The organism is Nonomuraea rosea (assembly GCF_039539705.1).
Classification (GTDB): Bacteria; Actinomycetota; Actinomycetes; order Streptosporangiales; family Streptosporangiaceae; genus Nonomuraea; species Nonomuraea rosea.
Map to the genome: position 1 here is coordinate 340,155 of NZ_BAABDQ010000004.1, position 17,335 is coordinate 357,489.

Below are 17,335 nucleotides of genomic sequence, written 5' to 3' on the forward strand. Positions count from 1 at the left end.
GTACGTGCTGGATCGCGATCGCTGCCTCGCCCTTGACGCCGCCGATCCGCTGCGCGAGTTCAGAGACGAGTTCGTGCTGCCCGAAGGCACCGTCTACCTCGTCGGGAACTCGCTGGGCGCGCTGCCGCGCCGTACCGCCGAGCGGGTGCGCAGAGCGGTCGAGGACGAGTGGGGCAGGGAACTGGTCGGCGGCTGGAACGCCGCGGGCTGGTACACCCAGCCGCTGACCCTCGGCGACCGGCTGGCCCCGCTGATCGGCGCAGGACCCGGGCAGGTCGTGGTGGGCAACAGCACCTCGATCGCGATCCACCAGGCGGTGGCGGCGGCGTCGCGGCTGCGCCCGGAGCGCCGGGTGATCGTCTCCGACGTCCGGAACTTCCCGACCGACCACTACATGGTGCAGGGGCTGGCCGGGCTGCTCGGCGGCTACGAGGTGCGTGACGTCGCGGAGGGGCGCTTCGACGACGCGGCCGTGGTGCTGCTGGCGGAGGTGGACTACCGCACCGGCGCGCGCCAGGACGTGCCGTCGGTGACCGAGCGGGTGCAGGCGGCGGGCGCGCTCATGGTGTGGGATCTGTGCCACAGCGTGGGCGCCATGGAGGTGGACGTCTCGCGCGCCGACTTCGCGGTGGGGTGCACGTACAAGTATCTCAGCGGCGGCCCCGGCGCGCCCGCGTTCCTCTACGTCAACCCGCGCCACCACGCCGCCGCCGAGAACGTCCTGTCCGGCTGGCACGGGCACGCGGAGCCGTTCGCGTTCGAGCCCGTCTACCGGCCGGCGGAGGGGATCAGGCGGTTCGCGGTCGGCACGCCGCACGTGCTCTCGCTCGCGGCCCTGGAAGCGGCGCTTGACGTGTGGGAGCGGGTGCCCATGGACCTGGTGCGGGCCAAGAGCATGGCGCTGACCTCGCTCTTCATCGACCTCGTCGGCGACGCGCTCAAGCTGGCCGCGCCGGCGGACGCAGCGGCGCGGGGGAGCCAGGTGAGCTTCCACCACCCCGACGGCTACCCGGTGATGCGGGCGCTGATCGAGCGCGGGGTGCACGGGGACTTCCGCGCCCCCGACCTCCTCAGGTTCGGCTTCGCGCCGCTTTACATCGGTTACGCCGACGTCTATGACGCGGCGCTCACCCTGCTCGAAGTGCTGGACAAGGAGCTCTGGCGGGACGAGCGGCACGCCAGGCGGCTCGCGGTCACCTGAGCGCGTCCAGCTCCTTGATCGCCCGCTTGGGCGCGATGGCCCGGTAGCTCTCCTCCACCCAGTCGATCAGCACCTCGGTCTCCGGCAGCTCGGCCAGGAACGGCACGGTCACCCACCCCGCCTTGCCGAGCCCGTAGCCGCTGGGCGCCGCGCCCTCGACGGTCAGCGCGTGGCCGTGCGCCTCGGACAGCAGCTTCACGCCGAACGTGGGATCCCACTTCTCGGTCCGCTCGTCGATCCCGAGGAAGAGGAACACCTTCTTGTTCACCTTGATGACGCTCTCGCCCCACGGGTGATCCTCGTGGGTCTCGGGGAGCCCGAGCGCGAACGCGCGCAACTCCTCGCGTACGTCGTGCCAGTCGCTCATCGGCGGAACTCCTCCAGCTTGCCCTCGATGCGGTCCCTGATCAGGTCGCGGGCCTCCATCCGCGGCACACCGGACATGAGCAGGCTGTCGTAGTCGGTGTCGAGGTGCCTGATCGAGGCGATCACGGCCAGCGTGATGGCGTTCTCGTCGAGCGCCCTGGCCGCCGCCGACCTGCCGACGCGGCCGCTGCCGCGCTGGCCCGCGTGCTCGGCGATCTCCTTCGCCCGGTCCTCCGGGCAGCCGGGGAACAGCCTGGCGATCTCGGCCGCCATCCGGGCCTGGAAGTCCACGTCCTCCTCCGCCCGGCGAACCCGGTCCCGCTCGCGGCGGAGCAGGCGGACCTCCTCGTCGGCCAGGCAGCGATCCTCGGCCGCCGCCAGCGCGCTCTCCTCCACCAGCAGGCCGAAGCGCTGGTAGACCTTGCGCCGCCGGTTGTAGCGCACGACCACGGCCGCCAGGCCGCTCTCCTGCTTGGCCCGGCGGCTGAGCGCCGCGTTGCCCGAAGGCAGGAACACCAGGTGGTCCATGTCCGCGCACGTGAGGCAGTGCGGCCGCTCGTCCTCCATGATCAGGTAGGGGCCGGTGTCGCCGCAGTCCGCGCACGTCCAGGCGTCGAGCGGGGCCACCGCCACCAGATCGGGCGCCTTGCTCTGGCGCTCGGTGAGCTGCCGCACCCTGGCCTCGCTGAGGTCGGGCGAGATCCAGTGGACGCGGAACGCCTCCTGCCCGTGGCCCGAGGTGAAGCGCAGCTCGCGGCGGTCGCGGGTGCCGGCCACGTAGGGCGTCTCCACCGGCTTGAGCCCCTTGCCCCGGGCCCAGTCCCGCAACAGGGCGGCCGTGGTGAGCAGGCGGTCCTCGTCGACGGCCGCCAGCTCGGCCAGCGTGCCGGCCCGGCCCTGCCGCCAGGTGTCCACGTGCCGGGAGTGCAGCCAGCGCAGCCCCGTCACGACGTCGATGAAGGTCACGTATTTCCGGGTGGTCAGCGCGATCTCGGCTGCCTCCGCCACCCTCCGCGCCAGGTTCGGCTTACTCACGGCACCTCCTCCGTCGGCGCCGTGAGCATGCTGCTGTGTCTAATGGTTCGCGCGCTCACGGCACCTCCTCCGTCGGCGCCGTGAGCATGCTGCTGTGTCTAATGGTTCGCGCGCTCACATACCAAGTCTCTCGTGGCTTTGTCGTGTGATGGCGAGTCCCGACGCATTCCTTTGAACCATTGCGGCAAGTAACTCCTTCGGATCTGGCACCCAAGGGGGAATCGTGCGTCTGTTCTGGCCTGCCGTTCTCATGCTGGCCACCTCGTGTGGCCTGGCCGAGGACGGCACGCAGCCCGTCGTATCGGGCACATTCGGCAGCAAGCCTGTCGTCGCCATACCCAAGGGAGCGCCCGGGCGCACGCCGCGGATCACGGTGCTGTCCGTGGGGTCCGGGCGGCGTACGGTGGCGGGTGACGTGGTGCTCGCCGACGTCGACATCCGGCGCTGGTCCGGCAACCAGCCGTACATGAACACCTACGACGCCAACCAGCCCACCACGGTGGTCTTCGACGGCAGGCAGGTGTCGGAGACCTGGCGGCAGTCGCTCATCGGCCATCCGGCGGGCAGCCGCGTCATGCTGGTCAGCCCGGCCGCCGAGGCCCTCGGCCCGAACGTGCCGCTGACCGGCGTCTCACCCGCGGACACGCTGGTGCTCGTCTTCGACATCCTGGGCGGCTACCCGCCCGACGCCCGGCTCGTCGGCCGCCCTCTGCCGGTGGTCCCGGCCGACCTCACGCCGGCCGCGCTGCCTCGCACGATCATCGACGGCTCGGGCCGCGAGGTGGTGGCGGGGGCGAAGGTGGTCATCCAGTACGTGGCCGCGTCCTGGCCGTCCAGGACCGTCGTGGACTCGTCCTACCGCAGGGGCGGGCCGAGCGCGTTCACGCTGAAGCCGGGGTCGGTGCCGGAGGCCTGGCTGGACGCCCTCGTCGGGCGGCACGTGGGCAGCCGCGTGGCCGTGCCCTCGCCCGGGGACAGACCCATCCTGTACGTCATCGACGTGCTCGACACCATCACCCAGGCGTAGGGACAGGTCAGTCCTTCTCGGGGAGATCGGCCCTGAGCATGCTGTAGAGCACGCCGTCATGCCACTGCCCGGCGCGGAAGCCGATGCCGCGCAGGACGCCCTCGCGGGTGAACCCGGCCTTCTCCAGCGCCCGCTGCTCGGCCAGGTTGGAGATCTCCGTGGCGGCCTGGACCCGGTTGACCACCGAATGGTCGAACAGGTATCGCACGAGCAGCTTGTGCGCCTGGGTGCCGTGGCCCAGGCCGCGGAACTCCGGCGCCACGATCAGCCCCATCTCCCAGTAGAAGCTGGAGGTGGTGGCGATCTGCTTGCTCCACGACACGAAACCGGCCATGTCGTCGCCGGCCATGATGATCAGGAGACCGCCGTCATCGCCGAGCAGCCCGTTGTCCTCCCAGTTCCGGCGATAACGGTGGGGGTTGCGGAAGCCGAACCACTGGAAGTCGCCGGTGCTGCCCGGATCGCTCGTGAGCAGGTACAGGAAAGGAAGATCGTTCTCTTTGACTGGGCGGAGGGTGACCGTCATGAACGGGAGACTATGCGACGCATCAGCCGCTTGATCCGGGACTCCTGGACCGGCGCGGCCTCCAGGGCGCCGAGCGCCTCGGCGGCCGTCGGACGCTTGGCCGGGGAGTGGTCGAGCATCCTCCGCACCACCTCGGGCACGTCGGGCCCGTGGGCGTCGGCGCTGGTCGGCAGCGCCCCCGTGAGGAGCTGATAGGCGATGGCGCCGACGGCGTAGACGTCGGAGGCGGTCGTCATCCTGTCGGGCCGCTCCTGGCACTCCGGCGCGACGTAGTGGGCGTCGAGCACGTTGCCCAGCTCGTGGGCGACGGTGTAGTTGCGGGGCCCCGGCTTGGCGTAGTCGAACCCGGTCAGCACGGCGTGCCCGTCGTCGGTGACCAGCACGGACGCGGGGGTCAGGGCCCGGTGGACGACGCCGTTGGCGTGCGCGTGCGCCAGCCCGCGCAGCAGGTCCTGGATCACGCCCAGCCGGGCGCCCTTGCCCAGCGACAGATGCAGCGCCTCGCCGTGCACGTCGTCGAGCACCAGCACGAACCGGCTCTCGTCGTCGATCGCGAAGAAGTCGCGGGAGCGCACCACGCACGGGTGCGGAGGGATCCTGGCCAGCGTCTGGTAGGCGTTGGCGATGCGCTGCCGCTCGGCCGCCCGCGCCTCGTGATCGGCCAGCGGGTCGGCCTGGTAGACCCGGAGCAGCACGGTCTCGCTGCCCGGCACCGTGACGTTGAACGCGCGATATTCGGTGATCTTGGTGTCGCCGCCGAGCTGCTCCTCGACCTCCCAGTTGCCGAACCTGGGCGGCGCCGTGCTGCGGCGCACGGTCTGGTTGAGCGCGTCGAGGATCGCCGTCATGTATGGTCGCGCATCCGGGCTGCAGCCCCGCCTGATCCTGGAGACGTCGCTCAGCGTGGCCAGCAGCTCAGGCAGCACCGTGACGTTGATCGCGTCACGCCCCGCGGGGTCGATGAGCTCCGCGTCGGGCGAGGTGAGCACGACCAGGCTGTCGACGTAGACCCGTTCGAGCTGGGTGGCCTTGGACACCAGCAGGCCCTTGAGCGCCTTCGCGGTGCCCCGCAGCTTGGCCACGGGGGAGCCGAACGCCTCCCTGCGCGGCGGGAACCAGCGCGTGCCGGACACCTCGATGCGGCCACGGGTGCCCTTGACGTCGACGACCACGAGCGAGTGGCCGGTCAGCACGATCAGGTCCACCTCGAAGACGTCATGGCCGCGCGGCACCTCGACGTTGTGCAGCAGCAACCAGTCGGCGGGCGCGTTATCGCGCAGATAGGAGATCACCCGCCGCTCGGCGTCGTTGACTGGACGTCCTCCGCCGACGATCTCTGCCATAGAGCTATCCTCGCACGGTATTAGATTGACAACATGTTGTCGTAATGACAAGATGTTGTCATGCAGCGAATCATTCACCACGCCGTTTACGACACGTTCGCCGACTGGGAGACCGGTCACGCGACCGCGCACCTGCGCAACGGGCGCTACCAGCGCGAGCCGGGCGGCTTCGAGATCGTCACGGTCGGGCTGACCGCCGACCCCGTGGTCAGCATGGGCGGCCTGCGCGTCACGCCCGACCTCGTGCTCGACCGGCTCTCGCCGGCGGACAGCGCGCTGCTGATCCTTCCCGGGGCCGACCTGTGGGACGCGGGCGACGGGCTGGCGCCGTTCGCGCGTAAGGCGCGCGAGTTCCTCGGCGCGGGCGTGCCCGTCGCGGCCATCTGCGGCGCCACGGCCGGGCTGGCCAGGGAGGGGCTGCTGGACGATCGCGCGCACACCAGCGCCGTGGTGCAGTACCTGGAGGCGCAGGAGGGCTACGCGGGCGCCAAGCGTTACCTCGACGAGGACGCGGTGCTCGACGGCGACCTCGTCACGGCGGGCCCGACGGAGCCGGTGGCGTTCGCCAGGGAGATCTTCCGCCGGCTCGACGTCTACCGGCCCGATGTCCTGGACGCCTGGTTCCGGCTGTTCTCGCGCAGCGACGCGGCCGCCTACGAGGTGCTGATGACGGCATGAGCGAGACGGCCGGCCTGCTCTCGGCCACGGCGCTGGGCGCCTTCCGGCTCAACGGGCAGTTCATGCAGGTGGCCGAGGGGCTGGCCAGGCCCTCGGGGCTGACCGCGGCGTGGTGGCAGGTGCTCGGGGCGGTGGTGCGGGAGCCGCTGCCCGTGTCGGGGATCGCCAGGGTCATGGGGATGACCAGGCAGGGCGTCCAGCGGATCGCCGACCTGCTGGTGGAGCGGGGGCTGGCCGAATACCGGCCCAACCCCGCCCACCGCCGGGCCAAGCTGGTCCAGCCGACGCCGCTCGGGCGTGAGGCCATGGCCAAGATCGTCCCTGGCCATCAGGAGTTCGCCGACCGGCTGGTGGACGAGCTGGGGCTCGACGGAGCGCTGGAGTGCCTGGCGGCACTCCAGCGCCTCTCGGCCGCCCTGGACCGGCTGGAGCCACCCCAGGAGCACTGACAAAAGGACCGTTGTCCTGGCGGCGGCCGGTGACAGAGGGCTGCCCGGCGGCAGAGGGTGTCCGCTAGTGGCGGGCTGTGGCCAGGATGACGCCGGAGCCGTGGGTCAGCTCCACGGCGGCCGACCTGGCTCGTCCGTGAGCCGCGGCGACCGCCTCCGGCGTTTCAGAATTCATGGCCGCTTTCTATCCCGAGGCCCGCCCGTGTCACCGGAGTTTCCCCCGGGGTTTGCACACCGACAGCGCCGCCGCGGTCATGAGCAGCACGATCTGGGTGCCGAGCACGGCCACCTGACCCCACTGGCGAGTGGCGGCGACCGCCCTGCCGCCTTCGGTCGCCGCGGCCATTCCCTCGGGATCGAACAGGAACATGCCGAGGCAGATCACGATCACCAGCAGCACCAGCTTGGCCGCCGTCCAGTAATAGCGAAACAGCCCCCAATGGCTGGTCAGAGCCAGTGCGCAGCCGGTGGCCAATGCGGTGAGGCTGAGCGGTATCCCGCCCGCGAACACCAGGGCGGGCATCAACCGATAGGCGGCGTGCGCCAGCGCGAGATCCTTTGTCAGCGCCGCCGCCGTATTCAGCACGACCAGCCCCCACACCTCCCCGAGCAGCGCGACGGAGACGACGATGTGGATAACCACGACGGTCTTGCGGATAGGCGGCCGCATCCCTCTCACCTGACCTCCTGATTGGGAACTCGCGGCCATCCTCGCCGCTTTGTTCGCGCCTGACGTCAGCCCCAGGTAGTCGCTACGGGTACGCCGATCGGCGTACGGCGATTCTCAAGTTTCGGGTGATCATTGCCTATACGGCGGTGAACAGTTGACCTGTCGCACGCGCGGTCAGACAAAATAATTGTTGTTCCCCGGCATTCCCGCGCAGCATATGTACCGCGCGTCGTCGACGACCTCGAAAACCGATCACCAAGAAATCGAGGCGTCGGCTTGACCTCGATGAGGGCTTTTTGAGTTGCGGTTCTCGCCGCCTGCCGCGATGGTTATTTGCGGCACCTCACAGCCCTGCAAAAACGACTATGGCGCCGGGAATTCCGCGCCGATCCATGGAGGAAAGCAAACATGATCCGTCGCATTCTGGCCGGTGCAGCAATCGCGGCCGTCGCCCTCGGCTTCTCCGCCACCGGAGCCTCCGCCGACGTCGGCCCCAACCCGCACAACAGCGGCCAGAGCATCCTGAGCCAGCTGAGCATCCTCGACGACGTGACCGCGCTCAACGACGTGCTGAACGACTCGGTCAAGTACATCGACATCCTCACGCTGCTGCACCTGAACGACATCGACGCCGACATCCTGAACAACGAGGAAGACACGGGCGACAACAACTGACGGCTCCTCGCGTGGCGTAGGCAGGAAGATGATCGGCGGCTCCCCTTCTGAACGGGCGAGCCTGCCCGGCCAAGGTCGTCTTCCTGGTGCCTTGAGGTGAACCGAAGGAACGGCCGTGGACTTCGCGAAGCCACGGCACGAGCTTGGTGCGCACCGAGCTCAACTGCGCCGCGCGGCCCAGGTCGATCACTGCAGGACGACCTGGGCCGCGCGGCCGCTGTCATTCGACCTCCTCATAGCCCTCCGGCGGATCGACGTTCGCCGCTCTCCCCGTCGGCCTGATCACCCCCATGAAGGTCGGCCTGTCCAGCGGATCCACCCGGACGAACTGCCCGGTGTACGGCGCGTGCACCATCCGCGTCGCGTCCACGGCCAGCGCGACGTGCTCGGGCCCGGCCCGGCCCGTGTCGTTGTCGTAGAAGACCAGGTCCCCCGGCTCGATCTCCTCCTTGGGCACCCTGATCCCCGAGCGCCACTGCTCGTACGTCGTGGTGCCGATCAGCACCCCCGCCCGCGCCCACGCGTACTCCGTGAGCCCGGAGCAGTCGAACCCACTGACCTTGGCCCCCTTGCCGATCCCGAAGCCGGGCCCGCGGACCCCGCCGCCGCCCCACGAGTACGGGACGCCGATCATCTCTATCGCCGCCCGCACCGCCATCGCCCCGCCCGCGGACCGGGCCGACTTGGGCGCGTAGCCCTCCTGTGCGCAATCGCCCTCAAGTGGCGTGTGGCAGCCATTGACGGCCAGCGCGGGAGCGGAATGCGGGACGTACACAATCGCCGGCGCCAGCGCTATCAGCAGCAGTCGACGTAGTCCATTCATGGCATATTCAGCGCTCCCGTGACTCGTTCGCGCCGAGGGATCGCCGCGGCGCGTGCCAGGTCGTTCCCCGATAGCTTTCCTCCTTCCCTATGGGGATAAAACGACCTTTGGCCATGCGGGATGCCCATATGGCCATAAGATGAAAAATGGCCGTCCCGGCGTCCCGGGGCAAATCCGACCGAGTCGGTACATATCCGGACGAGCCATGATCAATGGCCAAGGAATTGGGAAGCGCATTTGACTTCGACTTAGCTCAGCCAAGTTGCGACACGCCCGCGGGCCGCGAGATTGTTAATACTGGAATCTCGCAGCCCTGTGCGAGTGATTTACGATGACGCGCATCCCGCGCTGATTCCGACGAAGGAGAAGTAGAAATGATGCGTCGCATTCTGGCCGGTGCAGCGATCGCGGGCTTCCTGTTCGGTGTCTCGGCCACGAGCGCCTCGGCCGATGTCGGCCCCAACGCGTTCAACAAGGACCAGCAGATTCTGAGCCAGCTCAGCATCCTGGACGACGCCACGCTGCTCAACGACGTCCTCAACGACTCGGTCAAGTACATCGACGTCCTCACCGCGCTGCACCTGCAGGACATCGACCTCGACCTGCTGAACAACGAGAAGAACACCGGCGACAACAACTGACCTGCCCCGGGCGGGGCCGGCCCACCCGCGCGCGCCCGTACGCCTGATCTGAAGGCGCTTCGGCAGCCACGAACCCCTTTGTGGCGGCACCCTGCCGGAGCGCCCCCGGGTCGGCGCGTACGAGGACGCGCGGAAAGCGGCGCCTCGCCCCTGGTCGGAACGGTCAGAACGCCTCCGAGCAGGCCGTCGCCGCCGTAGGCCCGCAGCCGGCGCGGGCCCCGGCCGGCCTGCTCGGACAGCGTCGCGCGGCGCCGGCCTGCTCGGCCGGGCGTCGTGCGTCATTATTTGCCCGTAATTCGGTCATTTCGGAGCGAAAATTACATAGTGAAAGAAAGTCGCATGTAGCCTGGTTTCGGGTTAATCGTCAGGCGCCATGGCGGTTTGCCCTGTAGGTGGCATATCCGGCTACAACCCCCAAAACGTGCGCCTTGGGGGGTGCGATGAGCGTGAACGGCCTCGAAGAGCGGCTGCTCTACCAGGACGGGCTGCTGCGGGTCACGGTGCGTTCGACGCCGTCCGCGCCGGCCGTCACCCTGACCGGCGAGATCGACGCGACCAACAGCCCCGCGCTGGCCGGTGCCCTGGCCGGTTGCCGCCAAGGCGCCTACATCGTGGTCGACACCGGCGCCCTGACCTTCATCGACGTCTCCGGCCTGCGCGTGCTCGTCATGCCCGCGCTGCCGCCGTCAGAGCGGTGGATCAGGCTGCACAACGTCACACCGTCCCAGCGCCGCCTGCTGCGCATGATGGGCTGGTTCCACCAGTCCGAGCAGCTACGGCCTCTCCCGCAATAGACCCGTGCCCAGCGCCGCCGCCGACGTGCCCAGCCCCGTCGGCCCGGCCGGCCAGGGTCGCGGCGGTTGCTTGTGTCGGCGCAGGGACTCCTCGTCGTAGCGGAAGCAGCCTTGATGCCAGTTGAGGATGCCGGCCACCCAGTCCCGCAGCTCCGTCACGAACCCGTCCAGATTCTGCCGGGCCTCGGCGTCGAGGTCGAAGTTCGCGCACACGAGCGGCAGCTCATGCTCCACGAGGTGCTCGAACTCCCGCGTCCGCGAGGTGTGCAGGTCGTGCACGATGGCCAGCGCCGCCGGATAGTCGCAGTCGAAGAAGTTCTGGACCACCAGGACGCAGTTGTGCACCTCGCCGTCGTACTCGATCTCCTTCTGGTACGAGAAGACGTCGTTGATCAGCAGGCCGCAGTCCATCACCGCCCGCTCGATCGCCCGCACCGTGCCGCTCTCGTAGACCTCCTCCGGGATGCCCTTGCTGTGCCGCAGCCGGCACTGCAGCATCGTCAGGTCGGAGCCGAAGGTCAGGCGGCGCATCTCGATGTAGTCCACGGGGTCGGGCACGTGGTGGAACACCTCGTTGGCCAGCTCCCACAGCCAGCCCGCGCACATGTCCTCGATCGACCGGCGCAGCCTGCGGCGGGCCTCGATCGGCATCGGCGCCGTCGTACGCGTCCACAGATCCGCCAGCCCGCGCTCCAGCGCGCTCGCGGGCGGCGGCGTTGCCCCGCCGTCCAGCGGCATGAACGCCGAGAACCTGTCCACCGTCACCTTGGCCGCCGCCAGGCTGCGCGTCCTGCCGAAGACGACGGGGAAGTAGTCGTCGCCGTAGGTGCCCCAGGCCAGCCAGCACGACGCCAGGTCGAGCTCCTCGGGCGAGGCGTCGGGGTGCAGGCCCGCCGCGCAGAGCGGCAGGTCGAAGTCGATCACTTTGTCCTCGTCCCACACGGCCGAGCCGGTGACTCCTGGCTGCGCCTCCAGGAAGCCCATCTCCCGGCACCACGCCACGGTGTTCCGGCGCGCGGCGTCGAGGTGCGGGGAGAGCCTGAGCTTGAAGGGGACGTACAGCTCGGGGATCTTGGAGGGACCCACCGGCTGGTGCGGGACGTGCGTGAAGTTGCGCAGCCGCTTGGCGCCCAGCACACCGATGAGCGAGGACATGCCCAGCGGCGTGCCGGCCCGCACCCGCTCGTTCATGTAGCGGCTGGAACGGAGGTGCCACTCGTGCCCGCCCGACTGCCAGTCCTGCAGCCCCTTGACGTAGGCCAGCACGCCGGCCGCGGTGAGCGGGTCGATGGCGTGCTCCACGAACAGCGGCCCGAGCTCGCCGAACACCGTGTGCTCGAACTGCTGCAGCCGCGAGGTCAGCAGGTCGTTGACGGCGTCGGCCGCCTCCTGCGTGGTGCAGCGGAGAAAGTGCTCGAGCACGAGCACGCCGTTGCTCAGTTCGCCCTCGTCGCCCACCTCGCGCCGGTAGGAGAACAGGTCGTTGCGCAGGTGCACCGCGTCGGAGAAGGCGTCCTTCAGCACCCGCATCGGCCGGGTCGCCGCGATCCGCGCGGGCACCTCGGCCCCCACGGCGTGCTCGACGAGCCCCGCCGACCAGGGAGCGCCGCCGACCTTGCGGCGCATCTCGATGTACTCCACCGGGTTGGCCACCCGGCCCCTGCCGATGTTGGCCAGCTCCCAGAGCGACTCGTTGAGCAGGTTGCGGGTGCTCTCGGCGAAGCGCTCGCGCCAGGCGGCCGACATGCTCGGCACCGTACGCGGCCACAGGTCGGCCAGGCCCGCCTCGACCGGGTTGGCCGGCTCCGGCACGGTCAGATCGGCGCCCATCGGCATGAACCTGGCCAGCCGGTCGAGGTACGCCTTACCGCCCCGCAAGTCCCCGGTCCGCTTGAACACCTCCAGGAAATGGTCGTCGAAGAAGAAGACCCACACGTACCAGTCGGTGATCAAAGACAGCTCGGCGCCGTCGCAGTCGGGATGCGTATAGGAGCACAACAGCGGATAGTCGTGGGCGTCGAGATCGGCCTCCTCCCAGACGCCCGAGCCCTCCAGCATGCCCATGTCGCGCGCCCACTGTCTGGAGTGCACGCGGGCCTCTTCGAGATGCGGGTTGAGCCGCGCGGGGTACGGCACGTAGAAGTCGGGCAGTTCGAACGGCTGGTCCATAATCATTTCTGGCTCACTCCTTGACGGGAATCGCTCAGCGGGCCACCTCGACGTTCTCCAGCACGCCGAGCGCGTCGGGCACCAGGATCGCGACCGAGTAGTAGGCGCTGACCAGGTAGGACGCGACCGCCTTGGCGTCGATGCCGGTGAACTTGACGCTGAGCCCCGGCTCGCGCTCGCCGGGGATGCCGCTCTGGTAGAGGCCGACCACTCCCGAGTCGTCCTCGCCCGTCCGCAGGACGAGGATCGAGCTGGTCCCCTCGCGGCTGACGGGGATCTTGTCGCAGGGCAGGATGGGCACGCCGCGCCAGGCCGTCACCCTGCTGCCGTCGATCTCGGCGCTGTCGGGGTAGACGCTCTGGGCGCTGCACTGCCGGTGGAAGGCGGCGATGGCACGCGGGTGGGCCAGGAAGAAGCGCGACTTCTTCCTGCGGCACAGCAGCTCGTCCAGATCGTCGGGGCCGGGCGGCCCGGTACGGGGATAGATCCGCTGCGCGGGGTCGGCGTTGTGCAGCAGCCCGAAGTCCCGGTTGCCGATCAGCTCCCGCTCCTGCGACTCGCGCACGGCCTCGATGGTCAGGCCGAGCTGCTCCTCGGTCTGGTTCATCGGCTGGTTGAACAGGTCGGCGACCCGGGTGTGCACGCGCAGCACGGTCTGCGACACGCTCAGCGCGTACTCGCGGGGTCCCGGGTCGTAGTCGGCGAACGTGCCCGGAAGAACCGGCTCACCCCGGTGCCCCGCGGCGGTCTCGATGACGGCCTCGCCCCACTTGTTCCTGGGCCTGGCCAGCCGGGCGCGGTAGCGGTCGAGCTGGGCGGCGAGCGCGGGCGACTGGCCGGTCACCGCGTGCAGCTCCTGGAGGGGCAGGGCCAGCACCGTGCACGCGGTGCCGGCCTCCAGCGTGTAGTCCCACTCGCCCGCGTCCGGCCGGTCGGCGCCCGCGTGGTCGCCGCCGGCCAGCGCGCCCACGACGACGCGGTCGCCGTACGGGCCCTCCTGGAGCTTGGTCACCTTGCCACGGACGATGAGGAGCAGCTCGCCGGCCGGTCGCCCGGCCCGGACGATCGTGCCGCCAGGCCCGAACTCCCGCTGCTCGAAGAGTCCCGCGAGCGTGTCGAGCGCGCGGTCGTCTTCGAGCCCGTGCAGCAGCGGCAGTTCGGTCAGACTCGGCGGGACCACGCGGACCCGGGCGCCCGTGTGGGCGAAGCTCACCCGGCCGCCGCCGACCGCGTACGTCAGCCGCCGGTTCACCCGGTAGACGCCACCAGGGACGTCCACCCACGGCAGCATGCGCAGCAGCCAGCGCGGCGAGATCTCCTGCATCTGCGGAGACGTCTTGGTCGTCGAGGCGAGCCTGCGCGCCGCCGCGGTGTCGAGACTCAGCCGCTGGTCCTGCTCTGTCAACTCCAGCACCATCCACCGATCGGATCGGACGAGGGACTAGCCGTTCCTCCCGAGCTCGACGTCCTCCAGCACGCCGAGCGCGTCGGGCACCAGGACGGCCGCCGAGTAGTAGGCGCTGACCAGGTAGGAGATGACGGCCTTCTCGTTGATGTTCATGAAGCGGACGGAGAGGCTGGGCTGGTATTCGTCGGGGATGCCCGTCTGGTGCAGGCCGATGACGCCCTGGTTCTCCTGGCCGGTGCGCAGCAGCAGGAACGACGTCGTCCGCGTGCCGGAGACCGGGATCTTGTTGCACGGGAAGATCGGGACGCCTCGCCAGGCCGGCACGCGGTGCCCGTTGACCTCGCTGGACTGCGGGTAGACGCCGCGCTTGCTGCACTCCCTGCCGAAGGCGGCGATGGCCTGCGGGTGGGCCAGGAAGAACGCGGGGTCCTTCCACACGGTGGACAGCAGGTCGTCGAGGTCGTCGGGGGTCGGCGGGCCTGAGCGGGTGCGGATGCGCTGGCTGAAGTCGGCGTTGTGGAGCAGGCCGAACTCCTTGCTGTTGATCAGCTCGTGCTCCTGGCGCTCGCGCAGGGCCTCGACCGTGAGGCGGAGCTGCTGGTCGAGCTGGTTCATCGGCTGGTTGTACAGGTCGGAGACCCGGCTGTGCACGCGCAGGACCGTCTGGGCCACGCTCAGCTCGTACTCGCGCGGGCTCTGCTCGTAGTCCACGAACGTGCCGGGCAGCACGGCTTCGCCGACGTGACCGGAGGACATGTCGATCGCGGCCTCGCCGTAGTCGTTCTGGGCCTGGCTGCCGCTCGCGCGCCAGCCGTCGAGGTGCTCGCGCAGCGTGGCCGACTGGCCGGCGATCTGCTCGAAGTCCCGCCGGGAGAGGGTGAGCACGGTCGTGGCCGTCTTGGCGCGCGCGCTGAAGGCGTACTGGTCGCCGTCGGTCAGGACCTGCTCGCCGAAATAGTCGCCGTCGGCCAGCACGCCGAGATTCTGCTCATCCCCGTACGAGCCCTGCCCCACCTTGCGCACGCGGCCGTGGGCGATCAGCACGAGCTGGTCGACCGGCCTGCCCTGCCCCACGATCTCCTCGTCCGCCTCGACCTCGCGCTGCGTGAAACGGGCCGCCAGCGCCTCCAGGACCTCCATGTCCTCGAAACCGCGCAGCATGGGCAGCTCGGTGAGCTCGGCGGGGATCACCCGGACGACCGAGCCCGTCGTGCTGAAGGTGATGCGACCGTCGCCGAGCGTGTAGGTCAGCCGCCGGTTGACCCTGAACACGCCGCCGGTGCACTGGACCCACGGCAGCAGCCGCAGCAGCCAGCGGGAGGTGATCTCCTGCATCTGCGGCGGCGTCTTGGTCGTGGTCGAGAGCTGTCTGGCGGCATCGGTGCTCAGGCTCAGCTGTCCGTTGCCGTTCTCAGGCGTGCTCGAGTTCGTCGCTTCGGGCATTGTGCGGTACCACCTATCTCGGTATGGGACCTAGCGAGGGTTGCGGGCGGATCGGAGCTCAAGGGGCAGGGAGAACGTGAGGGTCTCTTCGGTCAGGGTCACCGGCTCCACGTCGGCGAACCCGCGGTCGGCCAGCCAGTCCAGTAATGCCTGGACCAGCCCTTCTGGGACGGAGGCGCCGGAGCTGACCCCGACGGTCTCCACGCCGTCCAGCCACCGCTCGTCGGCGTCCGCGGCCCTGTCGACCAGGTAGGCCGCGTCCGCTCCCGCGTGCCTGGCGACCTCCACCAGCCGCTGGGAGTTGGAGGAGTTGGCCGAGCCGACGACGATGACCAGCTCGCACTGGGGGGCGATCCTGGTGACCGCCTCCTGGCGGTTCTGGCTGGCGTAGCAGATGTCGTCGCTGGGCGGATCGACCAGGTTGGGGAAGCGCTCGCGCAGGCTCGCGACGGCCGCCATGGTCTCGTCCACGGCGAGCGTGGTCTGCGACAGCCAGCTCACGCGTCCTGAGCCGCTCGCCGTCACCTCGCCGGGCGTGGCCGGGTCCACGACGTGGATGCGGTCGGGGGCCTCGCCGACCGTGCCCTCGACCTCCTCGTGCTCGGCGTGGCCGATCAGCACGATCTCGTAGCCCGCCTCGGCCAGGCGCGTGGCCTCCTTGTGGACCTTGGTGACCAGCGGGCAGGTCGCGTCGATCGTCCGCAGCCCGCGCAGCCCCGCCTCGTCCTTGACCGCCGGGGAGACGCCGTGCGCCGAGAAGACGACCAGCGAGCCCTCGGGCACCTCGTCGAGCTCCTCGACGAAGACCGCGCCGCGCCTGGTGAGGTCGTCGACCACGTAGGTGTTGTGGACGATCTGCTTGCGTACGTAGACGGGAGGACCGAAGCGTCTCAGCGCCTCCTCGACGGTGACGATGGCTCGTTCCACGCCCGCGCAGTAGCCGCGCGGCGCTGCCAGAAGTACCCGACCCATGTGGGAGAACCCCTTACTTGGTGCGGTGCGCGAGCTGGTCGGCCAGCAGCGCCAGCGCGCTCGCGGCCTCCGGCTCCATCCGGGCCGCGACCAGCGCGGGGAGCGCCTCGCGCACACGTTCTTCGATCATTTCCTCGACCTTGGCCAGCGCGCCGGTGTCGCGCAGGATCTGCCGCAGCTCGTCGGCGCGCTCCTCGGTGAGCTCCGGGTTGCCGTGCCAGCTCCTGAGATGGGCGAGCTGCAGGGGGGAGGAGTGGTGGACGGCGTGCGCGAGCAGCACCGTGTGCTTGCCTTCGCGCAGGTCGTCGAGCGCCGACTTGCCCGTCTCGGCCGAGGAGCCGAACGTGCCGAGCACGTCGTCGCGGAGCTGGAACGCCTCGCCGAGCGGCAGGCCGAAGCGGGAGTAGGACTCCAGCAGCCCCATGGAGGCGCCGGCCAGCGCGCCGCCGATCTGCAACGGCCGTTCGACGGTGTACTTGGCCGTCTTGAAGCGGATCACCGTGAGCGCCTCCTCCACGCTCGCGCCCGAGCGGAGCTGCGCGAGGATGTCGAGGTATTGGCCGCTGATGACCTCGGTGCGCATGGCGTCGAAGATGTGGTGCGCGGCGCGCAGCCGCTGCGGCTCCACCCCGCACGACGACAACATGGTGTCGGACCAGGCCAGGCTGAGCGTCCCGAGCAGGATGCCCCCCGCCTGGCCGAACGCCTCCGCCCCCGGGCCCTCGTGCAGCCCGGCCAGGCTCCTGTGCACGGTGGCCCGCCCGCGGCGCAGCTCACTGCCGTCCATGATGTCGTCGTGGATGAGCAACCCCGCGTGGCACAGCTCCAGCGCCGCGGCGGCGGTGATGATGTCCTCGGAGTCGCCGCCGCCGGCGCCGCGCCAGCCCCAGTAGCACAGCAGCGGTCTGATGCGCTTGCCGCCGCCGAGGATGAACTCGGTCAGCAACCGGTATGCGGCCTCGACGTCCGGATCGGCCACGGGGGCCTGCCAGGTCTCCAGGAAGCCGGTCAGTCGCTGGTCAATGCGTGACCCCACATGGTGCTGAGTGAAGCTCAGCGGCATCGGCACGGCTCCTTCGGTCGCTCGTTCGCTACTAATAGTTACTCATCCAATA

The 17,335-nt window shown here is 69.7% G+C and carries 18 protein-coding genes; 7 read left to right on the plus strand and 11 right to left on the minus strand.

The features are described 5' to 3' along the window. The first annotated feature begins 4 nt into the window (after positions 1-4). Positions 5-1,201 (plus strand): kynureninase, encoded by a 1,197-nt coding sequence (gene kynU / locus ABEA43_RS12600; RefSeq protein ID WP_345561333.1) that lies wholly within the window; start codon positions 5-7, stop codon positions 1,199-1,201. On the opposite strand, the gene ABEA43_RS12605 is transcribed toward kynU, so the two are convergent. Together ABEA43_RS12605 and ABEA43_RS12610 are read right to left on the minus strand one after the other, a co-directional pair. Then, positions 1,194-1,568 (minus strand): MmcQ/YjbR family DNA-binding protein, encoded by a 375-nt coding sequence (locus ABEA43_RS12605; RefSeq protein WP_345561334.1) that lies wholly within the window; start codon positions 1,566-1,568, stop codon positions 1,194-1,196. The two genes, kynU and ABEA43_RS12605, sit on opposite strands and share 8 nt — an antisense overlap. Next, entirely contained in the window at positions 1,565-2,602 is a 1,038-nt protein-coding gene (locus ABEA43_RS12610; protein WP_345561335.1) for a DUF2293 domain-containing protein, read from the minus strand. Before ABEA43_RS12610 ends, ABEA43_RS12605 begins: the two co-directional genes overlap by 4 nt. Before the next feature lie 223 nt (positions 2,603-2,825). On the opposite strand from ABEA43_RS12610, the gene ABEA43_RS12615 reads away from it, so the two are divergent. Next, positions 2,826-3,629 (plus strand): FKBP-type peptidyl-prolyl cis-trans isomerase, encoded by an 804-nt coding sequence (locus ABEA43_RS12615; protein WP_345561336.1) that lies wholly within the window; start codon positions 2,826-2,828, stop codon positions 3,627-3,629. Between the two features lie 7 nt (positions 3,630-3,636). Here the strand turns inward: ABEA43_RS12615 and ABEA43_RS12620 are convergent, their stop codons facing one another. Then, on the minus strand, positions 3,637-4,155 hold the full coding sequence (locus ABEA43_RS12620; protein ID WP_345561337.1) for a GNAT family N-acetyltransferase: 519 nt from the start codon (positions 4,153-4,155) through the stop codon (positions 3,637-3,639). Further along, on the minus strand, positions 4,152-5,498 hold the full coding sequence (gene mads6, locus ABEA43_RS12625; protein WP_345561338.1) for a methylation-associated defense system protein kinase MAD6: 1,347 nt from the start codon (positions 5,496-5,498) through the stop codon (positions 4,152-4,154). Before mads6 ends, ABEA43_RS12620 begins: the two co-directional genes overlap by 4 nt. A gap of 60 nt (positions 5,499-5,558) precedes the next feature. Here mads6 and ABEA43_RS12630 point away from each other — a divergent pair, with 60 nt between their 5' ends. Together ABEA43_RS12630 and ABEA43_RS12635 are read left to right on the plus strand one after the other, a co-directional pair. Next, positions 5,559-6,176, plus strand: coding sequence for a type 1 glutamine amidotransferase family protein (locus tag ABEA43_RS12630; protein WP_345561339.1), 618 nt, complete (start codon positions 5,559-5,561; stop codon positions 6,174-6,176). Continuing rightward, positions 6,173-6,625 (plus strand): MarR family winged helix-turn-helix transcriptional regulator, encoded by a 453-nt coding sequence (locus ABEA43_RS12635; RefSeq protein WP_345561341.1) that lies wholly within the window; start codon positions 6,173-6,175, stop codon positions 6,623-6,625. Before ABEA43_RS12630 ends, ABEA43_RS12635 begins: the two co-directional genes overlap by 4 nt. Positions 6,626-6,830: 205 nt before the next feature. On the opposite strand, the gene ABEA43_RS12640 is transcribed toward ABEA43_RS12635, so the two are convergent. After that, positions 6,831-7,295, minus strand: a complete 465-nt coding sequence (locus ABEA43_RS12640) for a hypothetical protein (protein ID WP_345561343.1) — start codon at positions 7,293-7,295, stop codon at positions 6,831-6,833. Between the two features lie 408 nt (positions 7,296-7,703). Here ABEA43_RS12640 and ABEA43_RS12645 point away from each other — a divergent pair, with 408 nt between their 5' ends. Beyond that, positions 7,704-7,970, plus strand: coding sequence for a hypothetical protein (locus ABEA43_RS12645; protein WP_345561345.1), 267 nt, complete (start codon positions 7,704-7,706; stop codon positions 7,968-7,970). A gap of 220 nt (positions 7,971-8,190) precedes the next feature. Here the strand turns inward: ABEA43_RS12645 and ABEA43_RS12650 are convergent, their stop codons facing one another. After that, positions 8,191-8,793: a C40 family peptidase gene (locus ABEA43_RS12650; protein WP_345561348.1), complete on the minus strand. Its 603-nt coding sequence runs from the start codon at positions 8,791-8,793 to the stop codon at positions 8,191-8,193. 374 nt (positions 8,794-9,167) lie between these two features. On the opposite strand from ABEA43_RS12650, the gene ABEA43_RS12655 reads away from it, so the two are divergent. Then, on the plus strand, positions 9,168-9,434 hold the full coding sequence (locus ABEA43_RS12655) for a hypothetical protein (RefSeq protein WP_345561350.1): 267 nt from the start codon (positions 9,168-9,170) through the stop codon (positions 9,432-9,434). A gap of 440 nt (positions 9,435-9,874) precedes the next feature. Next, on the plus strand, positions 9,875-10,228 hold the full coding sequence (locus ABEA43_RS12660; protein WP_345561352.1) for an STAS domain-containing protein: 354 nt from the start codon (positions 9,875-9,877) through the stop codon (positions 10,226-10,228). Here the strand turns inward: ABEA43_RS12660 and ABEA43_RS12665 are convergent. Genes ABEA43_RS12665 through ABEA43_RS12685 form a run of 5 tightly spaced genes read right to left on the minus strand, consistent with a single transcriptional unit; the run spans position 10,208 to position 17,283 of the window. Beyond that, positions 10,208-12,403, minus strand: coding sequence for a terpene synthase family protein (locus tag ABEA43_RS12665; protein ID WP_345561354.1), 2,196 nt, complete (start codon positions 12,401-12,403; stop codon positions 10,208-10,210). The genes ABEA43_RS12660 and ABEA43_RS12665 overlap by 21 nt on opposite strands. A gap of 28 nt (positions 12,404-12,431) precedes the next feature. Beyond that, a complete protein-coding gene (locus ABEA43_RS12670) occupies positions 12,432-13,814 on the minus strand; it encodes a family 2B encapsulin nanocompartment shell protein (protein ID WP_345561356.1) in 1,383 nt (460 codons plus the stop codon). A gap of 24 nt (positions 13,815-13,838) precedes the next feature. After that, positions 13,839-15,248, minus strand: a complete 1,410-nt coding sequence (locus tag ABEA43_RS12675; protein ID WP_345561358.1) for a family 2B encapsulin nanocompartment shell protein — start codon at positions 15,246-15,248, stop codon at positions 13,839-13,841. Positions 15,249-15,278: 30 nt separating this feature from the next. Then, complete coding sequence (locus tag ABEA43_RS12680) at positions 15,279-16,220, minus strand: 4-hydroxy-3-methylbut-2-enyl diphosphate reductase (RefSeq protein WP_345561360.1); 942 nt, start codon at positions 16,218-16,220, stop codon at positions 15,279-15,281. A gap of 13 nt (positions 16,221-16,233) precedes the next feature. Then, entirely contained in the window at positions 16,234-17,283 is a 1,050-nt protein-coding gene (locus tag ABEA43_RS12685) for a polyprenyl synthetase family protein (RefSeq protein WP_345561362.1), read from the minus strand. Positions 17,284-17,335 lie beyond the last annotated feature (52 nt).

What these genes read in the sequence shown, in the direction of transcription:
- ABEA43_RS12680 (WP_345561360.1), bottom strand. Translation starts at nt 16,220, where the DNA reads ATGGGTCGGGTACTTCTGGCAGCGCCGCGCGGCTACTGCGCGGGCGTG.
- ABEA43_RS12665 (WP_345561354.1), bottom strand. Translation starts at nt 12,403, where the DNA reads ATGATTATGGACCAGCCGTTCGAACTGCCCGACTTCTACGTGCCGTAC.
- ABEA43_RS12620 (WP_345561337.1), bottom strand. Translation starts at nt 4,155, where the DNA reads ATGACGGTCACCCTCCGCCCAGTCAAAGAGAACGATCTTCCTTTCCTG.
- ABEA43_RS12650 (WP_345561348.1), bottom strand. Translation starts at nt 8,793, where the DNA reads ATGAATGGACTACGTCGACTGCTGCTGATAGCGCTGGCGCCGGCGATT.
- ABEA43_RS12630 (WP_345561339.1), top strand. Translation starts at nt 5,559, where the DNA reads ATGCAGCGAATCATTCACCACGCCGTTTACGACACGTTCGCCGACTGG.
- ABEA43_RS12645 (WP_345561345.1), top strand. Translation starts at nt 7,704, where the DNA reads ATGATCCGTCGCATTCTGGCCGGTGCAGCAATCGCGGCCGTCGCCCTC.
- ABEA43_RS12660 (WP_345561352.1), top strand. Translation starts at nt 9,875, where the DNA reads ATGAGCGTGAACGGCCTCGAAGAGCGGCTGCTCTACCAGGACGGGCTG.
- mads6 (WP_345561338.1), bottom strand. Translation starts at nt 5,498, where the DNA reads ATGGCAGAGATCGTCGGCGGAGGACGTCCAGTCAACGACGCCGAGCGG.
- ABEA43_RS12670 (WP_345561356.1), bottom strand. Translation starts at nt 13,814, where the DNA reads ATGGTGCTGGAGTTGACAGAGCAGGACCAGCGGCTGAGTCTCGACACC.
- ABEA43_RS12655 (WP_345561350.1), top strand. Translation starts at nt 9,168, where the DNA reads ATGATGCGTCGCATTCTGGCCGGTGCAGCGATCGCGGGCTTCCTGTTC.
- ABEA43_RS12675 (WP_345561358.1), bottom strand. Translation starts at nt 15,248, where the DNA reads ATGCCCGAAGCGACGAACTCGAGCACGCCTGAGAACGGCAACGGACAG.
- ABEA43_RS12640 (WP_345561343.1), bottom strand. Translation starts at nt 7,295, where the DNA reads ATGCGGCCGCCTATCCGCAAGACCGTCGTGGTTATCCACATCGTCGTC.
- ABEA43_RS12635 (WP_345561341.1), top strand. Translation starts at nt 6,173, where the DNA reads ATGAGCGAGACGGCCGGCCTGCTCTCGGCCACGGCGCTGGGCGCCTTC.
- ABEA43_RS12685 (WP_345561362.1), bottom strand. Translation starts at nt 17,283, where the DNA reads ATGCCGCTGAGCTTCACTCAGCACCATGTGGGGTCACGCATTGACCAG.
- ABEA43_RS12605 (WP_345561334.1), bottom strand. Translation starts at nt 1,568, where the DNA reads ATGAGCGACTGGCACGACGTACGCGAGGAGTTGCGCGCGTTCGCGCTC.